Here is a 20,108-nt window from a genome sequence, read left to right as displayed (position 1 = left end):
TTGAGGATCACCGAGTGGAGTGAGGTAATCCTGCTGGAATGTCGAATATGGAATATCGAATGTTGAATGCCGAATGTCGAATATAGAAGTATTTTTAATTGAACTGTGGTTGAGTGATATTCGCTGTTTCATCTGATCAGGAAACCTGTATGAAATGGTCTTTCAAAGGATTCATATGAACATCATTTTGGGACGCATTTTTTAATTCGTACCGCATTGAAATTGTCTGGAAGCAGGGTATAGAGATTCAAATAACAGTAGTCACTATTAATTTGGCGTATGTTATTTCCTTTTGTGTGGCCTAAGAATCAATCCTAAAGGTTTGTCATAGGTAAGGTAATTTGCAAACCAATCGAAGAAGGCCACAAACTTATTTCTGAAACCGATAAGCGAAACAATATGCACAAACATCCATAAGAACCAGGCAAAACCACCTTGAAATTTCCATTTTTTGAGATCTACAACAGCTTTTTTTCGACCAATCGTAGCCATGACTCCGCTGTCTTGGTATTCAAATTGTTTCATTGGCTTGTTGTTCGACAGACTCAAGATGTTTTTAGCCAGTAATTTTCCTTGCTGTTTTGCCACAGGAGCAAGCATAGGTAAGCCCCTGGGATTCTCTTTTGTACTATGAGCCGCCACATCACCGATGGCAAAAACACCTTCTGTATCGATTACTTGATTAAAAGCATCAACTAGAATTCTATTTCCACCTCCAATTGATTTTTCAGGTAAACCTTTGATAGGAGCACCTTTTACTCCAGCAGTCCAGATCAGAGTATCTGTCTTAAAAGAGCTGCCGTCAGAAAGAGTTAATTCATCATGTTTATAGTTAGTTACCCTTGAATTGAGGCAAACATTGACTCCAAGTTTTTCCAGGTATTCCAAACTTTTCTGGGAGGCTTCTTCAGACATGGCTTTTAAAAGTCTTGGTGAGGACTGGTATAAATTGATACTTAGTTTTGTAGTGTCCAAATCCGGAAAATCTCTGGGAATCACATAACGTTTCATTTCCGCCAAAGCCCCAGCCAATTCTATCCCGGCAGGACCACCTCCCACAATGGCAATATTCAAGATTTCTTCCAAAGATTCATCCTTCTGTTTCGTGAGAGATCTTTCTAAATTCTGGAAAATAAAACTGCGCATGTTTAAGGCATCCGGAATTGATTTCAGCGGGAACAATTTATTTTTAATGGTTTCAAAACCAAAGAAGTTACTCTTACTGCCCGTAGCTATTATTAAATAATCATAATGAAAACTCCCTACGGATGTTTTTATTCTTTTCTTTTCTGCATCAACCGATCTCACCTTAGTCATTCTGAAACGCAGGTTTTTTTGCTTTCTAAAAATTCTTCTCACCGGATAAGCTATACTGTAAGGCTCCAGACCTCCGGTGCCAATCTGGTACATCAGCGGTTGAAAGTTGTGGTAATTATTTTGATCAATTAACAAAACCTCGACATTTTTATTTTTAAAGGATTTTGCCAGTGTAATGCCCCCGAACCCGGCCCCGATGATGATTATTTTATGTTTTTTAGCCATGAAGCATAGAAATGTCTGTTAAAGATACTGTTTGATAGGTTCCTATCTTCATTCGAAAATATTAATTATTTATCAATTCGCAGCCTTATCTAATTGATAAATAACAGGAAAGGTTTGTCATATCGATTTTGTTTAGTGACTTATGGTTATTGATTTAAATGCAATAGGCAAACATTGTTAAAATAGCCGTATCTTTTAATTTTAAAAATTGATTTGAATTAATGTCTTTAGTAAGTGTTGTTGTTGTAGGGGGAGGTTTAGCTGGTTTGACTTCTTCACTGCATCTTTCTCGTTTAGGAATTGATGTTACCTTAGTTGAAAAAAATGACTTTCCGCGGCATAAAGTATGCGGAGAATATCTTTCCAACGAGGTCCTTCCTTACCTAAATTTTTTGGGTATTGATCCCTTTGAGAAGGGAGCGAAAAAGATTCGGAATTTTGAGATGAGCTCAGTAGGAGGGACATCTGTGAAGGCAAAACTGCCCTTGGGAGGATTCAGTATAAGTCGGTATAGTCTCGACGAAATGATGTTGCTAAAAGCAAAAGATCAGGGAGTAGTCGTACTTCAGGATACCGTTTTAAATATTGAGTTTAAAGAGGATCAATTTATCCTGAGTTTAAAAAATAACGAAAATCTGAATGCTGTTTTTGTGATTGGAGCTTATGGAAAAAGATCAATTTTGGATCAAAAATTAAATAGATCTTTTTTTAAATCCAAGGCACCTTTTTTGGCGGTAAAATCTCATTTCAAGGGAGAATATCCTGAAGACCTGGTTGGTTTGCATCATTTTTATGGTGGTTATTGTGGCGTCTCAAATGTAGAGGGTAACAGGATTAATATTTGTTATATCACGGAGTATGATCAATTCAAGAAATATAAGAACATTGAAGAGTTTCAACAGAAAATTATGCACCAGAACGGTGTTTTAAAAAAGATATTAGAAAATTCCGAGCCTACTTTTGAAAAACCCATAACGATCAGCCAAATCTCATTTGCCAAAAAACAATTGGTGGAGCATCATATTTTGATGAGTGGAGACAGTGCTGGAATGATACATCCCTTGTCGGGAAATGGAATGAGTATGGCCATTCGAAGTGCCAAAATAATTTCCGAATTAATTGGACAATATTTCAATGAATCTATCAGTCGATCGGAGTTAGAGAAACAGTATGAAAAAGAATGGAATAAGACCTTTAAACTTAGACTGAGGATCGGTAGAGTTTTGGCTTCTTTATTTAGAATGAAAAAACTGACATTGTTTTCAATAGGTCAATTAAAAAAGTTTCCCAACCTGCTTTCAACAATCATTAGAATGACTCATGGAAAATTAATTGAAACAGCATGATAAGTACCAAGACCAGAAGTAACGAAAGGGAGATCATGGATGATTTTTCATTGGAAGGAGCTCATTTGAGGGAGAACCTTGATATTTTGGCTACCATCAATAAATGGCTGGGAGGGAATCACATTTCTTTGAATGGTGTCGAGAAGTTAGTTGCCAATGAATCCAGGCAACAAAAAATAAAAATCGTAGATCTGGGCTGTGGCAATGGAGACATGTTAAGACGGATCTCCAAATTGGGTATCCAACTGGGTTATGACTTTGAGTTGATTGGAGTTGACGCCAATAAAGACACCATAAATTACGCAAGAGAGTTGTCTGTTGGCTATGAAAACATAACATTTATTCAATTAAATATTTTTTCAGAAGAATTTAGGGATGTGAAGTATGATATTGCTTTATTGACATTATTCCTTCATCATCTGAGCAATGAAGAAATCATAGAAAATTTAAGCAGAATTAAAGACAAGGCGTCCTTGGGAATTGTTGTAAATGATTTACAAAGAAGTAAAATTGCCTATTTTTTATTCAGTATCATCAGTGTATTTTTTAACAATAAAATAGTAAGAAATGATGGTTTAGTGTCTATTCTACGATCATTTAAGAGAAATGAGCTAGAGAATTTTGCGAAATTATTAAAAATTAAAAGCGAGATTGGCTGGAGATGGGCCTTCAGATTCCAATGGGTCATGTATACAAAAATATGAGTGTAAAAATAGTATCGGTGGCGAAAGCCTTGCCAAAATATACGAGAAATACCAAGGATATTATTCCTTATCTTGATCTGTGGTTGTCTGGTCAGGAGAGTCGTTTCAGAAGGAAGATTATCAAAATATTTGAAAATGCCGGTGTGGATAAACGCTATTCAATTATGGATGCGGAAGAAGTATTTCATAAAACCAGTTTTGAAGAAAAAAACGATATCTACGAAAGGGAAACCGTGATTTTGGCTGAATCCAGTTTAAAGAAATCCCTAAGGAAGTCTTCCCTGGAGGCCAAGGATATTGATTTTTTGATTACCGTTAGTTGTACAGGAATTATGATTCCATCACTCGATGCCTATCTGATCAATCGCTTGGATATGAAACAAGATACCGTTCGTTTACCTGTAACAGAAATGGGCTGTGCTGCCGGAGTGTCAGGAATAATATATGCCAAGAACTTTTTAAAAGCAAACCCAGGAAAAAGGGCTGCCGTGGTGGCCGTAGAATCTCCGACCGCAACCTTTCAGCTGGATGATTTTTCTATGGTAAATATGGTGAGTGCCGCCATTTTTGGTGATGGTGCTGCCACGGTTATATTATCCTCCTGCGAAGAAGACAGGGGGCCGGTAATTGTAGATGAGGCCATGTATCATTTTTATCATGCAGAACAAATGATGGGCTTTAAGCTGAGAAATACCGGATTGCAAATGATTCTTGATAAATCCGTTCCGGAAACCATTGCGAGTCACTTCCCTGCTATTGTACATCCTTTTTTGGAAAAAAATCAAGTGCAAATAGCTGATGTTGACCATTTAATTTTTCATCCCGGTGGAAAAAAGATCGTGCAGACAGTGGAGTCTTTGTTTGGTAGCCTGGGGAAGAACATCAATGATACCAAGGAAGTGCTGAGATTATATGGAAATATGTCCAGCGTAACAGTGCTGTATGTCTTACAGCGATTTTTAGAAAGAGATATAAAGGAGGGAGATTTGGGCTTGATGTTAAGTTTCGGACCCGGATTTTCAGCACAAAGAGTCTTATTACAATGGTAAAAGAATTTAATACAAATGATTGGGCTTTGATATTGGGAGGATCGAGAGGTCTCGGCCTGGCTTCAGCTAAAAAATTGGCCTCAGAAGGGATGAGTGTTTGCATCGTGCATCGGGATCGAAAAAGTGATTTAAGACTCATTGAACAGGATTTTGATGAAATTAGAAAATTTGGAAATTCCTTTATTTCCTTTAACAAGGACTTATTGAAAGAAAATGATAAGATTGAAATTCTGACGGACTTGAAAGAGACAATAGGGACAGCAGGGAATATTAAATGCTTGCTGCACAGCGTGGCAAAAGGTAATTTAAAGCCGATGGCGGATGCATCAAATTCTTTGACAAGTCTGGATTTTCAGTTAACCATTGATGCTATGGCCATAAGCTTGCTCGATTGGTTCAAGTCGCTCTTTGACGCTGAGTTGTTTGCAGAGGATGCCAGAGTGATCAGTTTTACAAGCGAAGGAGGAAGAAGGGCCATGAAAAATTATGCCGCTGTATCCGCAGCCAAGGCAGGACTAGAGGCTATTACCAGAAACATTGCTTTGGAGTTTGCTCCCTTCGGTGTCAGAGCCAATTGCATTCAGGCGGGAGTGACGGATACCAGATCATTGAGAATGATTCCAGGAAGTGATAAAATCAAAGAACAGGCCATAATGAGGAATCCATTTTCAAGATTAACAACCACTGAAGACGTCGCCAATGCCGTTTATCTTTTATGTAAAAAGGAAGCAGCCTGGATCAATGGATGCATATTACCTGTGGACGGAGGAGAACATATAAATTAAAGTTATGGGGTCTGATGAGATAATGACATTTCTGCCATATTGCAAACCGTTTTTGTTTGTAGATACTTTGACTCACATAAGTGAGGAGGGAGTCACAGGATGTTATACTTTTGATAAGGACAGTTATTTTTACAAAGGACATTTTAAAGACAATCCGATTACCCCAGGTGTTATTCTGACAGAAACCATGGCACAAATAGGTGTGGTTTGTCTGGGCATTTATTTAATGAGAAAAGAACTAAAAACTTCCTTACCTGCTATTGCTTTGAGTTCACATGAGGTAGATTTTTACCTACCTGTAACTCCTGGTGAAAAGGTAACTGTTGTTTCTGAAAAACAATACTTTAGGTTTCGTAAATTAAAGTGTCAGGTAAATTTGTATAACGAAGAGGGAGGATTGGTGTGTCGTGGTAAAATCGCCGGAATGATTGGGTCAAACAATGGGTAAAAGAATCGTAATAACGGGTATGGGAGTGGTAGCGCCGAATGGGGTTGGTATTCAACAGTTCTTGAAATCAATTCAGGATGGCATTTCTGGAATTCGCTATTTTGAAGAGCTAAAAGAGCATGGTTTTTCATGTTGTATTGGAGGTGTTCCAGAGGTAAGTGAAGAACTAAAAGCAACGTACCTTACCAGCTTACAGCTGAAAAATTTCAACAGTTCGGGAATTCTTTACGGTTGTATGGCAGGGATGGATGCCTGGAGAGATGCAGGTTTTGCAATAGATTCGGAAAGTCAGGTTGATTTTGACACCGGAATCGTATTTGGAACAGGCCAATCAGGTGTGGATAAATTCAGGGAGGCTATTTATAAATTGGATGACGGTAAGGTACGAAGGTTAGGCAGTACTACAGTAGCTCAGACCATGGCCAGTGGAATCAGCGCTTATTTAGGTGGTATTTTAGGCTGTGGTAATCAGGTAACAACTAATTCATCTGCTTGTACAACGGGGACAGAAGCCATTTTAATGGGAGCTGATCGGATCAGACAAGGAAAGGCCAAGCGCATGTTGGTTGGCAGTTGCAGCGATCATGGTACCTATATCTGGGGTGGATTTGATGCCATGAGAGTGATGACTTATAAACATAACCAGGATCCGAAAAGTGGGTCCAGACCAATGAGTGCTTCTGCATCCGGTTTTGTACCCGGTTCCGGGGCCGGTGCTTTTTTATTAGAGGATCTGGAGAGTGCAAAAAAGCGAGGAGCTACTATTTATGCTGAAGTTTTGGGAGGGCATATAAACTCTGGTGGGCAGCGCAATGGAGGAAGCATGACGGCCCCCAATGCCGAGGCCGTTCAGCGATGTATTCAATCAGCGATCACAAATGCAGGAATAAAGGCTGAAGAGATCGATTGTATCAACGGACATTTAACGGCAACAATGAAGGATGCGATGGAGATTAGGAATTGGAAAGAGGCCCTGGGCTATTCCAAAGAGAACTTCCCTTTGATCAATTCTCTGAAAAGCATGACAGGTCATTGCCTCGCTGCCGCCGGAAGTATTGAATCAGTTGCAGCTGTGTTGCAAATTGTTCATGGCTTTGTTTTTCCTTCCATTAATTGCGAAGATTTGCATCCTGAGATAGAGAAAATGATCTTACATGAATCGATTCCGGGCCGAATAAAGAATTTAGAGGTCAATACAGTTGCCAAGGCTAGTTTTGGTTTTGGAGATGTAAACGCCTGTATCGTTTTTCAAAAATTTAAAGACTAGTATATGAATAAAGAAGAAATGATTTTAAAATTAAAGGAAATAGTCAAACCTTATATTCAGGACCAGGAGGCCTTTGAATCCCTGAATGAGGAAACCGACTTTATCAATGATTTAAAAGTGAATTCTGCAAATTTGGTAGATATCGTATTGGATGTGGAAGACGCCTTTGATATAGAAATTGACAATGAATCAATGGAGCAGATGCTGACGGTTCAGAAGGCAATTGAGATTATTCAGAAGAAATTGGCTTAGGCTTGAGTTATGATAGGCAACGATATTGTAGACATACCTTATTCACGTCAGTTTTCTGATTGGAAACGACCTGGTTATCTGGAGAAATTATTTACCTGTAAAGAAAGATTGCAAATAAAGGAGTCTACTTGTAGTGAGCGCATGGTTTGGCGTCTTTGGTCAATGAAAGAAAGTGCTTATAAGGCGGCCTTTAGAAATTCCAAGGAAAGAGTTTTTAATCCCGGAAAATTTATCTGCACCACCTCTGATGAGGTTGGTGGAAAAGTACACTTTAAAGACAGGGTATTTCATACCCATAGCTCCATTAATGGAAGTTCAATTCATTCCGTGGCCTGGGAGGAGGGTGGAGATCCTTCAAGATTGAGTTCCGTTTTAAAAAAATTTGACACCAAGTTGTCATCAGCTGATCTATATCAATACCTGTTGAAGAAAGTGGCTGTCATTAGCAACTGTAAAATGAAAGATTTGACCTTGAAGAAAACGCTCAATGGCATCCCTGAAATTTTCAATAAAGGTGAAAAAGTGGATGTTTTATGTTCTCTAAGTCATCATGGTGATTTTGGAGCTATTTTAATTTATCATTGAAATGAATGAGTTTCTGGCATATTTTAAGCACAAACTAGACGTAGACAAACGGCTGGTTTTGATCTATATTTTTGTGTATGGAATATGGGGGATTTTAATGGATCAGTTCGGTACTTTTTCAGAGATTGCCAGATTTACTTTTTGGTGGCAGGTGATTACCGTCTATTTAGTCTACATGATCCCAATCTCACTTTTGTTAAGAGGCCTTCCTTTTTATCAGCAATATGCCTATGGTTTGGTCTTTATGGGCCTTTTAGAATTCAGTGGATATGCGCTTCAAACTTCTTATGCTTACCCAGATAATCTTTTGGATGGATTTTTTGGGGTCCGGAATTTTAGTTTAGCCATGGCCTTATTTTTTGCATTCTATTTTCCTGCAGGGAATTGGTTGGTCAACAAAATCTATCTAAGATTGTTTACTTCTTCCGGATAGTTTTGATTACATGGCTCGTTTTCATAACTTTAGAAGGCTTTTATCATGTAACCAGCCTTTAAAATTAAATGATGACTAACCGAAGATCCTTTTTAAAAAAATCCGCTCTCGTGATGGCGGCCAGCTCAGTACCTTTTCCTCACTATTTATATGCACATCAGAAACCAAAGTTGGGTGTTGCTCTGGTAGGACTGGGTTACTATAGCAAGGATTTGTTGGCCCCGGCCTTACAATTAACGAAGCATTGTGAATTAAAAGGAATTGTCACAGGAACTCCCGAGAAGATCCCGGTATGGAAGTCAAAGTACGGGATTCCAGACAGGAATATTTACAATTATGACAATATGCATCAAATAGCCAATAATGAAGATATTGATGTCGTTTATATTGTGCTTCCAAATACAATGCATAAGAAATATACCATTATAGCGGCTGAGGCGGGCAAACATGTTTGGTGTGAAAAGCCGATGGCTACTTCAGTAAAAGATTGCGAGGAAATGATCGCATCATGCATGAAGAACAAGGTAAATTTAACCATAGGATACAGGATGCAGCATGAGCCGGTAACGAATAAAATAATTGAAATGGCTTCTTCAAAGCCCTTTGGAAAGATCAATACCTTAACCGCTGAAGCAGGATTTTTCAATAGAGGAGGAGACGGTACGCATTGGAAACTGCATAAAGAATTAGGAGGTGGCGCTATGTTTGATATGGGAGTTTATCCCTTAAATGCTGTTCGTTATGCGACTGGCTTGGAACCAATTAGTGTGAGTGCCCGTATGGAAAATTCTCGACCGGAATTGATAAAAGTTGATGAAACAACTTTTTTTGATCTGGATTTTCCAGGCGGAATAAAAGCCAGATGTAAAACTTCATTTGCAGAGAATTTGAACCATTTAAAGATAGATTGTGCAAAAGGCTGGTATGAGTTGCAGCCTTTTCAGTCATATTCGGGAGTTACTGGTAAGACGAGCGAAGGAACCATATTTAAGGCTTTTGCCGGTAACCAGCAGGCCAGACAGATGGATGATGATGCTTTGGCCATCATGAATAATACACAGGTGATTGTGCCAGGTGCGGAAGGATTGAAGGACATACGAGTGGTTGAAGCCATATTTGAATCCATCCAGAAAAAAGGCATGACAATTCAAATTTGATGCTGTTCGTTCTAATTGGATCTTTTTCAAATAATGATAAGCTTGCTTTAAAAATGATTTAAATCATTATAATTGACATCGCTCTTAAGTAACTTTGATAGTAATGACCAAGATGCAATTATGAATCATAGTTTGCACATACCAAATAGTGTCAAATCTTTTTTAATTGAAGTTGGAGAGCTATCTTATTTTGCAGGACGTTATTTTAAAGAAGTATTTACCAGGCCCTTTGAGTTTAAGGAATTAATGAGACAATGCTATCAAATGGGTAATAAATCACTCATGCTTGTTGGCGTTACAGGTTTTATTCTTGGTTTGGTAATGACATTGCAAACACGTCCTACTTTATTAGAGTTTGGTGCCGGTTCGTGGATGCCATCCATGGTTGGGATTTCCATCGTTCGGGAAATCGGACCTGTCATTATCGCTTTGATATGTGCCGGGAGAATTAGTTCCGGTATTGGTGCGGAGTTGGGTTCCATGCGGGTGACCGAACAAATCGATGCCATGGAAGTTTCAGGAACAAATCCTTTTAAATATTTGGTGGTTACCAGAATTACAGCGGCAACTTTAATGATCCCGTTGTTGATCATTTTTGGTGATGCGATTGCCTTATTAGGATCGGCACTGATTGAAAATCTAAAAGGGGATGTTTCATTTGTATTATTCTTTAATGCGGTTTTTGACGCATTGGAGTATTCGGATACCAATCCGGCAATTATCAAATCTTTCTTTTTTGGATTTGCGATAGGGCTTGTTGGTTGTTTTAAAGGCTATAATTGCAAACGAGGAACCGTTGGAGTGGGAGAGGCATCAAACACGGCAGTGGTATTTACTTCCATGTTGCTTTTTGTGATCGACTTTATTGCAGTGTTTGTAACAGATATTTTTTATAACTGAAAGGATGAGTCAAACAGAGGAACATACAAGCATGCTTAGCATCAGCAACCTAAAAAAGCGATTTGGAGATAATATTGTTTTGAAAGGGTTTCATATGACGCTAAAACCAGGTGAGAATCTGGTTATTATGGGAAAGTCAGGTTCGGGTAAATCTGTGCTCGTCAAATGTTTGATGGGTTTGATACAACCAGAGGAGGGCCACATTAAAATTATGGGCCAGGATGTTTTGCAACTGGAGCATGCTGAGTTGGATCTGTTGAGAAAAAAGATTGGATTTCTTTTTCAGGGAAGCGCACTATACGATTCCATGACGGTACGGGAAAATTTAGAATTTCCATTGAGAAAGCAACACATGCCTCAAAAAGACAAAGATGCACTTGTCATTCAGGCTTTGGAGTCAGTCGGTTTAATAGATGCCATCAATGTAATGCCGAATGAGTTGTCAGGAGGTATGAAAAGAAGAGTTGCTCTGGCAAGAGCGATCATATTACATCCGAAAATTATTATCTATGACGAACCAACAACAGGTTTAGACCCAATAACAGCCAAAGAAATAATTCAACTGATGAGAGATGTTCAGCGAAAACATGGGTCTTCAGCGTTAATTATAACACATGATGTGGATTGTTCACGTGTGATCGCAGATCGAATGATATTATTGATCAATGGAGTTAATTATGCCGAAGGAAGCTTTGAAGAATTGTCAAATTCTTCGGATGAAAATATTAAGGCATTTTTTAAATAAAAGAGTATGAAAGTCACTAGTTCACAAAAATTGAGATTAGGCCTGTTCGTTTTAGTAACGGGGATCATTCTTGTGGTTTCTCTTTATGTAATTGGAAAGAAACAGAATTTATTTGGAGATACCTTCGAAATTACAGCAGTTTTCACAAATGTAAAAGGGCTTAAAATTGGAAACAATGTGCGTTATGCCGGAATTAATATTGGCACAGTACAGGATATTGTCATGTTGAATGATTCAACGATTTGCGTAGGTCTTGTGATAGAAGAGGGGATTCGCAAGCATATGAAGAAGAATGTATATGCTATTATTGGCTCAGATGGTTTGGTGGGAAGCATGGTGGTCAATATTTTACCGTCAGACAGCAAAGGAATTGGGTTGCAAACAGGTGATACCATCAGGTCTGTTGGTCAGAGGTCAACAACAGATATGATGTCAACGCTGAGCAATACCAACGATAATGTGGCAGCTCTGTCAGAAGAATTGTTGAAAATTTCTCTTCGTATTAATGAAGGAAAAGGAACATTAGGATTGTTATTGAATGATGAGGCCATGGCACAAGACCTGAAAGAAACCATGCTGCATGTAAATCATGCCAGTAAAGAAGCATCCGTTACGATATCGGAAATTAAACAACTCGTCCAGACAGCTTCTCAGGAGAATAACGTGCTCAATGTTTTTTTAAAAGATTCTGTCGCTGCTGAGCAGGTCAGGGCAGTGATAAGCAATTTAGAAGCATCGAGTAAAAATGTGAATACAGTAATTCAGAATCTCAATGAACTTATTTTGAAAGTAAAAGAAGGAGAGGGGACGTTTAATTATTTGGTAACAGATACAACCCTTGTGAGGGATATCAATGAGACTGTAAAGAACTTGAAGGAAGGCAGTATTTTACTCAATGAAAATCTGGAAGCTTTAAAACACAATACTTTCTTTAAGGGATATTTTAAAAAGCAGGAGAAAGCGCGTCGTAAAGAAGAGAAGAAACTGGAACAGTGAAAACAATAGTAAAAAAATGGTCATGGATAGCTATAAGTGCGGATTGGTTTTATCAGGTGGGGGCGTACGAGGGGTAGCTCACATAGGTGTCATTAAGGCCTTGCTCGAATACAATATTGTTCCTGATGTGGTCTCTGGCTCATCAGCAGGAGCAGTTGTGGGAGCTCTGTATTGCAATGGCTATACTCCCGAACAAATGTTAGAGTTCTTTAAGCTGATTCCCATATTTCAGGTCAATAAGTTTGCCTTGCTAAAACCCGGATTTATTGATACGGATAAATTTTACCCTGATTTTAAAAAGTATTTTCCTCATGACCGTTTTTCCGGATTGGAAAAAAAGTTATTTGTCACCACCGTCGATTTATGCCAGGGAGATGTGAAGGTGTTTGACCAAGGAGATCTTATCCGGCCATTACTGGGATCTTTGGCCTTCCCAGGATTGTTTTCTCCCATTCTCATGGATAAGGTGATTTATGGAGATGGAGGAATTTTGGACAATTTTCCGATTGCTCCTTTGATGGGTATCAGTGATCGGTTAATCGGTGTTTACGCCAGTCCTTTAAATAAGATAGCACCAATGGAGCTTAAGAATTCTCTTAAAGTTTTAGAACGGGCGATCCGAATTAATTATTCAAAAAGGTCATTGGCGAAGTTTAAACATTGTGACTTGATGTTTCAGCCCAAAAAGTTACATGATTACGCACTTCTCGACATTGGAAAAATTGATGAGATCTTTGCGATAGGGTACGAATGTGCGATTGAGACCTTAAAAAAAGAGGGGCCCCTTATGCCATCTGAATCATGAATCACTTCGAAGATCTATGCAGGTAATTTCAGGACGCATTCCTAATCTTCCAGGGAAGCCAAGCCAGCCCAAACCTCTGTTCACATTGAGGTATTGATTCCCTTCCCGATGCAGTCCAGCCCAATGTTTGTATTTATATTTGATAGGGCTCCATTGTTTGTTCTTTAACCGCACGCCTGCCTGCATGCCATGAGTATGACCAGATAAGGTCAGGGAGATATCAGTGAGATGCACCACTTCTTCATTCCAATGTGTTGGGTCATGAGAGAGCAAAATTTTAAAGGGAACATGTGAAGTATTTTTAATTGCTTTATTCAAATCACCATATTGTTTAAAGGGTGGGTTTCCCCAGTTTTCAACTCCTAATATGGCAATTTCTTCTCTGTTTTTCCTGATGATGCTGCCTTCATTCATCAACAGTTCAAAGCCGATTTTTTTATAAAAGTACTGGATGGATTCTAAATTACTTTTTTTCAATTCCGGCGTTTCCCAGGAACTATAGTCTCCATAATCATGGTTGCCCAATACAGCGAATTTTCCCGTTTTGGCTTTCATTTTTCCCATGATCTCAGCCCAGCCTTTTAATTCCCAGGCAAAATTGTTTACAAGATCTCCGGTAAAAAAAATAAAATCAGGTTTCTGTTGATTGATCAGGGTTACCGCCCTGTCGAGGATATGGTATCGAAAGTTAAAACTGCCGAGATGCAAGTCCGAAATATGAACGATCCTTAATTTATCAAAGGCTTTCGGTAAGGTATGTACCTGTATATGCAAATGGTGTACCTTGAATCTGTAAAGTGCCTTGAATATGGCATAAATAATTACGAAGAAAGGTAGAAAGCCACCAAGTAAGCCTACGAAGGGAATGATAATCAATGATTCTTTTTCGGAGAGTACATGATGTGAAAAATATAGGATGGAAATGATGATGATAAAAATGATTTTTGGAATAAATGACGATACCGTGAGACCATACAAAGAGGTAATCAACAGGTGTTTACGTTGCGGATGAATTCTGTCCAATCGAACTTTTAAGATAGCAATCGCTGTTATCAAGCCGATGGTAAAGAACCAGAAAGATATGTGAATTGCAAGTCTCAATTGAGGCATATTTAAAAGCTGGGTTATTGATTGCAGCCAGTAAAATGCAAGGACATCAATAATAAATATTGCAAGGCAAAGCAGAAATATTGAAAAATTTGAAAATGATCTCATAGACGCTGTTTCTTATCATGTTCAACTATGCGACGTTTGTCTTTGTTTGCCCAGTAAAACCCCTTGACTCCTGCCACCCAATGAGGATACATAAATATCAATAATATCTCTTCTATTGTTTCAATGACACCAATAATAATCATGGCAAAGAACAGCCAGTATAAGGGGCCGAAGAATAGTAACCAAAGAATAAATACTGCCTGAATAACAGCTGACAATTTTGCGAGGTAGGTATGAAAAGCGGTTGCTTTCCCATATTTTTTAAAAGCGATGATCATTTGAAAACAATACAAAATAAATGGAATAAGAATCCATTGGAAGTTTGCTACAATAAACTGATTTTCAAAAACCAGCAATCCAACAAACCCTACCAGCAGCGTGATTTGATCTCCAATGGAATCCAATTGAGAACCTCTAGGGCTGGTAATTTTCAATCTGCGAGCAAGAAATCCATCTATCATATCTGTGCTGTAGCTCAGCAATAATAACCAGGTAAAAAGTTCACGATTGCCCAGCCAGGCAATGAGCAGTAAAAAAGGTGCGGCAAAAATCCTATAGAATGAAAACCAATCGGCAATATTGAAATTCTTAAAAGTCAACATAGATCTACACCTTTTTAGTAGTCTAGGAATTAAAGTAAAAGCCTAGAATGAATAAATATCCCATTTTTGATCAGGTCCCTGAACTGCAATCATGCGTTCGCCTATAAAATGGGTCGTAAAATCAGGAGCTTCACCGCTTTTCATTTTACTCGGAACATAGTTTCTCGGATTCAATCCGGCAGTCAATGCTTTCCCGTTTGAATCGATCACATATTCTTCAATCTGATAACTGACGACGTCTTTCCCGAGTAAATTATTTTTTCCGACAACTTCTTTCGAATATTGCATCACCAGCGCAAATCCATTTGCAAAGACCGTGGCATTTACATATTGACATTCAATCACTGTTTTACCTGTCTTATCAATATACCCATAGAAATGAATACCTTCTTTTACAGCTGTAATAATAGTCCTTTCATTGCTGAATTTTGGAAGCGTCACAGCACCTTTTTCACCCTTTTTTAATGCGATATCTTTGCGAAAATCGACAATCATTTGTCCCTGTTGATCAATGAATGCCCATTGATCTCCTTTCTGTATAGCAGCAAGCCCTTCATTAAAATTTTCGATGTGATCTAAATCCTGTAATAGTTGAGCGTTCATAGAGATACACATCATAAAAGCGAACGCAAAAGTGATAGCTGTTTTCATGATAAAATAGTAAAGGTTAAACCTATTAAAGGTAGCTTCTTCATCATCTAAATACAATGATAAAAATCATGAATTTGAAAAAAAAAGAATTATAAAGGCATAAAATATGATCAGAATAAAAGCTGAATTATATATGTAAAATTCAGCTTTTTATACATGGTTTAGGTCAATGAAATGTTTTTCAAGATCCATTTTGTGCAATCGTCGAAGGAATCAAAAATTCTATCCTCCGATACCAAATCCGGAATAATATCAATGGAATTCATCAAATAAAGAGGTTGTTTTTGTACATCCACTAATAAAATATGGATGTCTTTCTTCTCCAGTTCCAACATAACATCTTCAAGGACAAATAGTCCGGATTGATCTATATAAGGTACCCTGTCCATTCGTATAATGACATGGGAGGCGCTCGCGGGTATCTGTTTAGCAAGGACTTGAATAAAACTTGTGGATCCAAAGAAAATAGGACCTTTTATATGTTTGATAAACACCTTTTCCTTCATTTCTTCAGGAAATTCTAATTCATCAGTCCAGGATTTTTCTGCTTTTAATGTTTTTACATCTGATTTGTTTTCGGTTGAATCGCCCATTTTTTTCATAAAAACAAGAGAAGCAATTATCAGTCCAATTCCAACGGCATAAACCAGGTTCCAGAAGGTAGAAAGAAGCAATACAACAATCATGACGATTACTTCTGTAGAAGGCATAGATGGTACGGCTCTTAGACCTTTATAATCCATAACACCGATCCCTACTGTCAGGAGGATACCTGCTAGAACAGCAGCCGGAATTTTGGATGCCAATGGTCCAATTGCAAGAAGTATGAACAGTAACAATGTTCCTGCAATCATACCGGAAATTTTTGTTTTTCCACCGGCGTTAATATTGACAACAGTTCTGATAGTTGCACCGGCACCTGGTAAACCTCCAAATAAACCACCAATACTATTTCCAATACCCTGGCCGATTAATTCGCGATTTGGTTTATGGCTGGTTTTGGTCATATTATCCGCTACAACAGAGGTCAATAAGGAGTCAATAGCTCCGAGAAATGCCAAGGTAATTGCGGTGAAAATATAAGGAGATAACGATCCGACCTCAAATTCGGTAAATATTCTGGCTTGAAACATAGGGAAACCACTGGGTATTTCTTCAATGGGCCTGTAATCCAGATCACCTATAATGGCAACACCTGAAACGACCACCAAGGCAACCAATGTGGAAGGGATTTTTGTGGTAATCTTTTTGAACCCGTAAATGATAAAAATGGTGGACAGCGCCAGGATAAGTTCCATATAATTGATAGCTCTTAAAGCTCTTGGTAAACTTTTAATGGCACCAATCACACCAGAGTTTTCCTTGTTTGCAAGTACTTTGGCCTCATTCATGATCTCTTCTTCTGAAATTAATTCAGCACGCCTGATTGTTTCTCTAAAATCCTCAAGTACCAATAATCCTTCTTCTGCTTCATCCTCTAAAATATTTTCAATGATCAGTTCTTCGGCCTCAGGTTTGAACTCCTGAATTCTAGCCTGATCATTCTCCACATAGTATCCGAGAATCGGTAAAATATTGGTGATAATGATGATAAGGCCAATGGCTGTCATAAATCCAGATACCACCGGATAGGGAATATATTTGATATACTTTCCAAGGCCAATGGCTCCAATGAGAATTTGGAATAAACCCGCAATGATAAATACAGATAGTATGATGGGCAGTGCTTTATCGATATTACCGTCATGAGATTGCAAGATTCCGGCAATCAAAATCATACTAACTGCTGTCATTGGCGCAGTTGGTCCGGATATTTGTGTTGAGGTACCACCAAATAATGCTGCAAAAAAACCAAGAAAAATGGCTCCATACAAGCCTGCACTTGGTCCCAATCCTGATGAAACACCGAAGGCAAGTGCCAGAGGCAGTGCCACAATTCCTGCTGTAATTCCTCCTAAGGCATCCCCTCGAATATTGGAAAATAGATTTTTCATGTGTTCTTGGATTTTAGTTAGCTAGTGAAAATAATGATTTTTGGACTATTTCCCATCCTTTTTTTATAGTTTTGAGTTTTAGAATAATCAAATTCTAACCACATTAAATAAATAAATCAATGTTGATTCTTGGAATTGCCGGAGGGACGGGAAGTGGTAAAACGACTGTTGTCAAACAAATTTTGAATGAGCTGCCAGATGCTGAAGTAACTGTTATTTCTCAGGATTCCTATTATAACAAAAATGATCATTTAAGCTATCAGGAAAGATGTAACATTAATTTTGACCATCCCAAGGCCATAGATTTCGACCTTTTGATAGCGCATATCAAAGAATTAAAAAACGGGAATGTAATTGAGCAGCCGATTTATTCCTTTGTTACGCACAATCGCGTTCAGGACACGCTTGTGACCCATCCCAAAAAAGTGGTGATTGTTGAAGGTATTCTCATTCTCACTAAAAAGGAGTTGAGAGACTTGTTAGATATTAAGGTTTTTGTTCATGCTGATTCTGATGAACGTCTTATAAGAAGATTAAAGCGCGATATTCAGGAACGGGGTAGAGATATCGATGAGGTTTTAGAACGGTATCAATCTACCTTAAAGCCTATGCATGAGGAGTTTATCGAACCCACGAAAAGTTATGCAGACTTGATTATTCCGAATGATACGTATAATACAGTGGCCATTGATATTGTGCGTACAGTCATTAACGAAAGTTTAGAAAGATGAATCTAAAACAGTTAAAAGAGAATAAGGTATTTCGATTTCTGAGCAATAAGTACGTTATTGTTTTGGTTCTTTTTTTGGTATGGATGGGTTTTTTCGACGATAATTCTTTTTTTGTGAATCACAGAGAGCTGGACCAGGAAATTGAAAAACTGGAAAATGCCAATGAATATTATAAAAAGCAAATCGAAGCAGATCAAAATGTCATCAATAATTTAAATGATCCGGATTCTCTGGAGAAATATGCCCGTGAGGAATATAAGATGAAAAAAGAGAACGAGGATATTTTTATTATTGAATACGATACGGTGGAAGAAGATTAATTGTTTCCATGGAAGGCAGAAATTAAAATGGAATTTTGAATCAAGAAGAAAACGATGAGGGCTTGTTAAAGATTCAGGCAAAAGAAATAAGCGATTTATTTGCCATGAACGAAGGGAGGCGTCCCAGACTTTTAATAGCGGCATTCGAAACTGTTCAGGAGAAAAAGCTACTCACATGGGCAGGGCTTTTCGCAGATCTCGGCTGTAATGTGGATATTGCGCCATACAAAAGTAAGTTGGAGCATATCCAAAGGCAATGTGTGGAAAATGACACAGATATATTGCTTTTGCTGACTGACGGTTTTTTTCAGAACGAGCCATGGCAAGATTTTCTAACAAGTATTTTAACGGAGTCACCCCATATGATTGCTGCTTTGCACACGTCACAATCAAAGAGCAGTGTGGATTTGTACACGTATGAAACTTCCTGGAGTTTTTTTGATCAGGATGACCTGCCTGTAGTTATAGTTTCAACATTATTGAAAAAACTACTGTCTGAAGGATAACAAAGGAATAGTATAAAATTAATCTTTGGCAATCTGCTTTAACCGGTGATCTTTTCTTCCCAACGGTCTTAACTCATCTTCCATCAATTTTAAATAATGATTTGTTTTGTGTTTTCCCAGGAATTCACGCAGGTCCGTTTCTCGAGTATATGCCAAGGCCTGAAGTGATTTTTTCTTATATTTTTCTTCTTTGTCACTTTCAATGATCTCATAAACTTCGTCTACAAAGCCTTTGTTATAATCCATTAATTTGGTGATTTGATCATTGTCTAGTTTTAGGTGTGACACTCCATTTAATGTACTTAAAACTAATTCTTTAGGAACTTCGGATGTGTTTTTTTTATCAGGCTCTTTCTGAGCACTTATAGGAGTGCTCGATAAAATAAAAGTGAATACTGCAACTAGTAGGGTAATTTTTTTCATGTGATTCATTTTTAATATTAGTTCTGAACTTTAGATATAAGCCAAGAATCAGAATCCTGAGAATTGTTTTGACTAAAGTTTCTAACAAGAATAGATTTGGTAATTTTAGAATTCAGGATCGATTGAAATCAATATAAAATTGCACTCGGACCCAGAAAACAGACATAAGTTAAGCCTTAACTTTTTGCAATAGGTTTGAGTCTATGATCTTTTTTGACCAAAGGCCGAAGCTCGTCTTCCATTAGCTTTAAGTATTTTTTCGTTTTGCTTTTCCCAATTAATTCTTTTAGATCTGTTTCTCTAGTCAAGTGAAGCGCCTGAAGTGATTTTTTTTTGTATTTGTCCTCCTTTTCACTGTCTAGAATTTTATAAACTTCATCAACAAAACCCGAATTGTAATCAATTATTTTTGTGATTTGGTCGTTATCCAGCTTCAATTTTCCAACGCTATTTAAACTGCTTAATAATAGCTCTTTAGGTACGTTGTCTTTATCTTGAGCCGAAGATTTTACACTCATAAAAAAAAGTGCAACAACAATCATAAAACGAGTAAAATTTTTCATGGTATCAATTTTTGATCATAACTCTAAATTACCGAAAAATATCAAGATTCCCTAATTTGAGAATTGAATTTTATCTAACGTTCTGAAAC

The 20,108-nt window shown here is 37.9% G+C and carries 24 protein-coding genes; 17 read left to right on the top strand and 7 right to left on the bottom strand.

What is annotated here, in order from left to right; translation table 11 throughout:
• Positions 1-282 precede the first annotated feature (282 nt).
• Complete coding sequence (locus tag ACR2MV_RS03210) at positions 283-1,542, bottom strand: NAD(P)/FAD-dependent oxidoreductase (RefSeq protein ID WP_434020457.1); 1,260 nt, start codon at positions 1,540-1,542, stop codon at positions 283-285.
• Positions 1,543-1,763: 221 nt separating this feature from the next.
• On the opposite strand from ACR2MV_RS03210, the gene ACR2MV_RS03205 reads away from it, so the two are divergent.
• From ACR2MV_RS03205 to ACR2MV_RS03140, 14 genes are all read left to right on the top strand, one after another.
• A complete protein-coding gene (locus ACR2MV_RS03205; protein WP_434020456.1) occupies positions 1,764-2,888 on the top strand; it encodes an NAD(P)/FAD-dependent oxidoreductase in 1,125 nt (374 codons plus the stop codon).
• A complete protein-coding gene (locus tag ACR2MV_RS03200) occupies positions 2,885-3,592 on the top strand; it encodes a methyltransferase domain-containing protein (RefSeq protein WP_434020455.1) in 708 nt (235 codons plus the stop codon). The genes ACR2MV_RS03205 and ACR2MV_RS03200 overlap by 4 nt, the downstream gene beginning before the upstream one ends.
• Positions 3,589-4,641, top strand: coding sequence for a type III polyketide synthase (locus tag ACR2MV_RS03195; protein ID WP_434020454.1), 1,053 nt, complete (start codon positions 3,589-3,591; stop codon positions 4,639-4,641). The genes ACR2MV_RS03200 and ACR2MV_RS03195 overlap by 4 nt, the downstream gene beginning before the upstream one ends.
• A complete protein-coding gene (locus ACR2MV_RS03190) occupies positions 4,635-5,426 on the top strand; it encodes an SDR family oxidoreductase (RefSeq protein WP_434020453.1) in 792 nt (263 codons plus the stop codon). The genes ACR2MV_RS03195 and ACR2MV_RS03190 overlap by 7 nt, the downstream gene beginning before the upstream one ends.
• Before the next feature lie 4 nt (positions 5,427-5,430).
• Positions 5,431-5,874, top strand: coding sequence for a 3-hydroxyacyl-ACP dehydratase FabZ family protein (locus ACR2MV_RS03185; protein ID WP_434020452.1), 444 nt, complete (start codon positions 5,431-5,433; stop codon positions 5,872-5,874).
• Entirely contained in the window at positions 5,867-7,141 is a 1,275-nt protein-coding gene (locus ACR2MV_RS03180; protein WP_434020451.1) for a beta-ketoacyl-[acyl-carrier-protein] synthase family protein, read from the top strand. The genes ACR2MV_RS03185 and ACR2MV_RS03180 overlap by 8 nt, the downstream gene beginning before the upstream one ends.
• A gap of 3 nt (positions 7,142-7,144) precedes the next feature.
• Positions 7,145-7,393 carry an acyl carrier protein gene (locus ACR2MV_RS03175; protein ID WP_434020450.1) on the top strand — a complete coding sequence of 83 codons (249 nt, stop codon included), beginning with the start codon at positions 7,145-7,147 and terminating at the stop codon, positions 7,391-7,393.
• Positions 7,394-7,402: 9 nt separating this feature from the next.
• The gene (locus ACR2MV_RS03170; protein ID WP_434020449.1) at positions 7,403-7,978 is read left to right on the top strand and encodes a 4'-phosphopantetheinyl transferase family protein; all 576 of its coding nucleotides are present in this window, start codon (positions 7,403-7,405) and stop codon (positions 7,976-7,978) included.
• Position 7,979: 1 nt separating this feature from the next.
• Positions 7,980-8,411, top strand: coding sequence for a hypothetical protein (locus ACR2MV_RS03165; RefSeq protein WP_434020448.1), 432 nt, complete (start codon positions 7,980-7,982; stop codon positions 8,409-8,411).
• A gap of 71 nt (positions 8,412-8,482) precedes the next feature.
• Positions 8,483-9,568: a Gfo/Idh/MocA family protein gene (locus ACR2MV_RS03160; RefSeq protein ID WP_434020447.1), complete on the top strand. Its 1,086-nt coding sequence runs from the start codon at positions 8,483-8,485 to the stop codon at positions 9,566-9,568.
• A 120-nt stretch (positions 9,569-9,688) separates the two neighbouring features.
• Positions 9,689-10,468 (top strand): MlaE family ABC transporter permease, encoded by a 780-nt coding sequence (locus tag ACR2MV_RS03155; RefSeq protein ID WP_434020446.1) that lies wholly within the window; start codon positions 9,689-9,691, stop codon positions 10,466-10,468.
• A 4-nt stretch (positions 10,469-10,472) separates the two neighbouring features.
• Positions 10,473-11,213 (top strand): ABC transporter ATP-binding protein, encoded by a 741-nt coding sequence (locus ACR2MV_RS03150; protein WP_434020445.1) that lies wholly within the window; start codon positions 10,473-10,475, stop codon positions 11,211-11,213.
• A 6-nt stretch (positions 11,214-11,219) separates the two neighbouring features.
• Positions 11,220-12,209: an MlaD family protein gene (locus tag ACR2MV_RS03145; RefSeq protein WP_434020444.1), complete on the top strand. Its 990-nt coding sequence runs from the start codon at positions 11,220-11,222 to the stop codon at positions 12,207-12,209.
• Between the two features lie 22 nt (positions 12,210-12,231).
• Positions 12,232-13,014 carry a patatin-like phospholipase family protein gene (locus tag ACR2MV_RS03140; protein WP_434020443.1) on the top strand — a complete coding sequence of 261 codons (783 nt, stop codon included), beginning with the start codon at positions 12,232-12,234 and terminating at the stop codon, positions 13,012-13,014.
• Here the strand turns inward: ACR2MV_RS03140 and ACR2MV_RS03135 are convergent.
• The 4 genes from ACR2MV_RS03135 to ACR2MV_RS03120 all read right to left on the bottom strand — a co-directional run bounded on the left by ACR2MV_RS03135 (position 13,009) and on the right by ACR2MV_RS03120 (position 17,476).
• Positions 13,009-14,124, bottom strand: a complete 1,116-nt coding sequence (locus ACR2MV_RS03135) for a metallophosphoesterase (protein WP_434020442.1) — start codon at positions 14,122-14,124, stop codon at positions 13,009-13,011. The two genes, ACR2MV_RS03140 and ACR2MV_RS03135, sit on opposite strands and share 6 nt — an antisense overlap.
• Positions 14,125-14,225: 101 nt before the next feature.
• Entirely contained in the window at positions 14,226-14,831 is a 606-nt protein-coding gene (locus tag ACR2MV_RS03130) for a CDP-alcohol phosphatidyltransferase family protein (RefSeq protein WP_434020441.1), read from the bottom strand.
• 42 nt (positions 14,832-14,873) lie between these two features.
• Entirely contained in the window at positions 14,874-15,482 is a 609-nt protein-coding gene (locus tag ACR2MV_RS03125) for a WG repeat-containing protein (protein WP_434020440.1), read from the bottom strand.
• A gap of 161 nt (positions 15,483-15,643) precedes the next feature.
• Positions 15,644-17,476 (bottom strand): SulP family inorganic anion transporter, encoded by a 1,833-nt coding sequence (locus ACR2MV_RS03120; RefSeq protein ID WP_434020439.1) that lies wholly within the window; start codon positions 17,474-17,476, stop codon positions 15,644-15,646.
• 119 nt (positions 17,477-17,595) lie between these two features.
• On the opposite strand from ACR2MV_RS03120, the gene udk reads away from it, so the two are divergent.
• The 3 genes from udk to ACR2MV_RS03105 are packed head-to-tail and all read left to right on the top strand — an operon-like array spanning position 17,596 to position 19,033.
• Positions 17,596-18,207: a uridine kinase gene (udk, locus tag ACR2MV_RS03115; RefSeq protein ID WP_434020438.1), complete on the top strand. Its 612-nt coding sequence runs from the start codon at positions 17,596-17,598 to the stop codon at positions 18,205-18,207.
• Positions 18,204-18,527 carry an FtsB family cell division protein gene (locus ACR2MV_RS03110; protein ID WP_434020437.1) on the top strand — a complete coding sequence of 108 codons (324 nt, stop codon included), beginning with the start codon at positions 18,204-18,206 and terminating at the stop codon, positions 18,525-18,527. Before udk ends, ACR2MV_RS03110 begins: the two co-directional genes overlap by 4 nt.
• Before the next feature lie 35 nt (positions 18,528-18,562).
• Entirely contained in the window at positions 18,563-19,033 is a 471-nt protein-coding gene (locus ACR2MV_RS03105; protein WP_434020436.1) for a hypothetical protein, read from the top strand.
• A gap of 18 nt (positions 19,034-19,051) precedes the next feature.
• On the opposite strand, the gene ACR2MV_RS03100 is transcribed toward ACR2MV_RS03105, so the two are convergent.
• A complete protein-coding gene (locus tag ACR2MV_RS03100; protein WP_434020435.1) occupies positions 19,052-19,456 on the bottom strand; it encodes a hypothetical protein in 405 nt (134 codons plus the stop codon).
• Between the two features lie 176 nt (positions 19,457-19,632).
• Positions 19,633-20,019, bottom strand: coding sequence for a hypothetical protein (locus tag ACR2MV_RS03095; protein ID WP_434020434.1), 387 nt, complete (start codon positions 20,017-20,019; stop codon positions 19,633-19,635).
• Between the last annotated feature and the right edge of the window lie 89 nt (positions 20,020-20,108).

The organism is Lutimonas sp., assembly GCF_051011215.1.
In the GTDB taxonomy this organism is placed as follows: domain Bacteria; phylum Bacteroidota; class Bacteroidia; order Flavobacteriales; family Flavobacteriaceae; genus Lutimonas.
The sequence above is the reverse complement of the archived record's forward strand: the minus strand, read 5'-3'. Positions and strand labels throughout refer to the sequence as shown.